We start from the raw sequence: 2479 nt of genomic DNA, 5'->3' as shown, positions 1-2479 counted from the left end.
GCGGCTCGCCGAGCGCGCGGGGGCCGCCAACGGCACGACGATCCGCCACCTCGACACGATCGGCGGCCACGACGCCGTCAGCCTCTCCGCCGTCTGCCCCTCGGTGGTGCTGGCGGTGCCCTGCCGCGGCGGCGTGATGCATCACCCGACCGAGTTCGCGAGCCCGGAGGATCAGGCCTTCGGCACCCAGGTGCTGGCCGACATGCTGATGATCCTGGCGGTCGAGGGCATGGCCGCGATCGAGACCGCGGGAGGGGACCGGTGAAGGCGCCGGGCGCCCCCGCGGACGCGTCGGAGCGGCTGGCCGAGGCCGCCCTGGCGCAGGCCTTTTCCGCCCGGCCGGAGCTGCGGGGGACGGCGCCGCATTACGCCGTCGCGGTGCCCGGCCTCGCCTCGCCCTCCTATCACGGGGTCGAATCCGCGACCTATCGCGTGGCCGTCTCCGCGAGCGCCGAACCGACCCTGTTCCTCAAGGTCTCCGAGCCCTGCGCCGCCGCGCTCCTCGACCCCGCCGCCGCCTTCCGCGCGGCCGAAGGCATCGCCGCCCTCGGCCTCGCGCCGGAGCCGCTGCACCTCGCGGAGGAGGAGGGCGCGATCCTGTTCCGGTGTCTCGGCCCGGACTGGCGCCCGGCCACTCTCGATACGCTGCAGCGGCCGGACGCCATGGCGACCGTGATCGACGCCTTCCGCCGCATCGGCGCGGGCGACGCCTTCGGGCGCCCCTGGAGCGTGTTCGCGGCGATCCGTGAGCTGCGCGCCCTGCTCGGGCCGGACGCCGACAGCCTGCCGCCCGACGCGTGGTTCCTGTTCGACTGGGCGGAGGCGATCGAGGCGGCGCTGACGGCCGCCGGCACCGATAGCCGCCCGGCGCATGCCGACCCGCACGCCTCGAACCTGCTGTTCGGCCCCGACGGCACCCTGCGGCTCGTCGATTTCGACATGGCCTGCGACACCGACCCCCATTACCAGCTCGGCGCCTTCCTCAACGAGGCCTGCCCCTTCGAGACGGCGATGATGGCCGGCATCGAGATGGCGGAAGGCGCGTTCCGGGCGGACGCGTTCAACCGCGCCCGCGCCTACGCCGCCGCCGACGACCTGCACTGGGGCTTGCGGGCGCTCGCGATGGACCGGCTCTCGCCGCGCCGCGCGCTCGAATTCCGCAAATACGCCGCGTGGCGCTTCCTGCGCTGCCGGATGCGCGTCGGCCGGCCGGGCTTCGAGGAAACCCTGAGGTCGCTGTGAGGAGGTCGCCATGATCGCTCTGGGTCACGCCGCCACGGAGGCCGAGCACGCCTTCGAGGCGGCCCTGCGCGCCGTCCCGCGCTGGCAGGGGCGGCCGACGCGCTACCGGCCGGTGCTCGGCGGGATCAGCAACGTCAACTGGCGCGTCGAGATCGAGGGCGAGCCGCATCCCTACTTCGTCAAGATGCCCGGCCGCGGCACCGAGATGTTCATCGACCGCGCCGCCGCCCGCGCCGCCAGCCGGCAGGCGGAGGTGATCGGCCTGGGCCCCCGCACCTTCGACGACCTCGACGCGCAGGGCATCGAGATCGCCGAGTTCGTGGACGGGCGCCGCCCCTCGACCAACCGCGACTTCGCCGACCCGGCCGTGCGGGCGGAGGCCGTGCGCGTCTACCGCCGCTTCCACGCGGCGCCGCTCCTGCCGCTGACCAAGACCGTGTTCGACATGATCGACGAGCACGATGCCCAGGCGGCCGAACTCGGCGCCCTCCTGCCCCCGGACCAAGCCTGGCTCACCCGCCAGACCCGGCTCGCGCGGGCGGCGCTGGAAGCCTCGGGCCTCGACCTCGTGCCCTGCTTCAACGATCCGATGCCGGGCAACTTCCTCATCGGCGAGGACGGCTCGATCCTCCTGATCGACTTCGAATACGCCTCGAACAACGACCGGCTCTACGACATCGCGATCTGGAGCGGGGAGATGTTCTTTTCCGAGAGCGTCGACCGCGCGCTGATCGAGCAGTATTTCGGCCGCTACGACGAAGCGTTGTTCGCGCGCCTGATGGTGCACAAGGCGCTCGCCGACGTGAAATGGTCGACCTGGGCCATGGTGCAGAACCGCATCTCCACCCTCGACTTCGATTTCTACAAGTACGGAATCTGGAAACACATGCGCGCCCGTTCGATCATGACCGACCCGCGCTGGCCGCTCTTCCTGAAGGCGCTGTGAGGATGGCCTCGTCCGCACTGCCGGCCCCGGAAGACATCCTCGCCTTCGCCGCCGATCTCGCCGACGCCGCCCGCCCGCTGGCGCTCGCCTACTTCCGCACGCCGCTCGACATCCTCTCCAAGGCCGACGAGAGCCCGGTGACGGTGGCCGACCGCACCATCGAGGCGCATCTGCGCGGCCTGATCGAGGCGCGGTTTCCCGATCACGGCATCTTCGGCGAGGAGATGGGCGTGAAGGCCGGCACGACGCCCGAGGGCGGCCCGGTCTGGGTGATCGACCCGATCGACGGCA

At 72.1% G+C, this 2479-nt stretch carries 3 protein-coding genes and 1 pseudogene; all 4 read left to right on the top strand.

What is annotated here, in order from left to right:
* Positions 1 to 265 (top strand): annotated as a pseudogene (locus MFF42_RS25110) (M20/M25/M40 family metallo-hydrolase); the annotation flags it as partial.
* On the top strand, positions 262 to 1242 hold the full coding sequence (locus MFF42_RS25105; protein WP_238258694.1) for a phosphotransferase: 981 nt from the start codon (positions 262 to 264) through the stop codon (positions 1240 to 1242). The pseudogene MFF42_RS25110 and the gene MFF42_RS25105, both read left to right, overlap by 4 nt.
* 10 nt (positions 1243 to 1252) lie before the next feature.
* Positions 1253 to 2188: a phosphotransferase gene (locus tag MFF42_RS25100; RefSeq protein WP_238258692.1), complete on the top strand. Its 936-nt coding sequence runs from the start codon at positions 1253 to 1255 to the stop codon at positions 2186 to 2188.
* A gap of 2 nt (positions 2189 to 2190) precedes the next feature.
* A partial coding sequence (locus MFF42_RS25095) for an inositol monophosphatase family protein (protein WP_283950095.1) occupies positions 2191 to 2479 on the top strand: 289 nt, incomplete at its 3' end.

Source organism: Methylorubrum podarium (assembly GCF_022179745.1).
GTDB classification, from domain to species: Bacteria; Pseudomonadota; Alphaproteobacteria; order Rhizobiales; family Beijerinckiaceae; genus Methylobacterium; species Methylobacterium podarium.
This window is presented reverse-complemented; position numbering and strand designations above follow the sequence as displayed.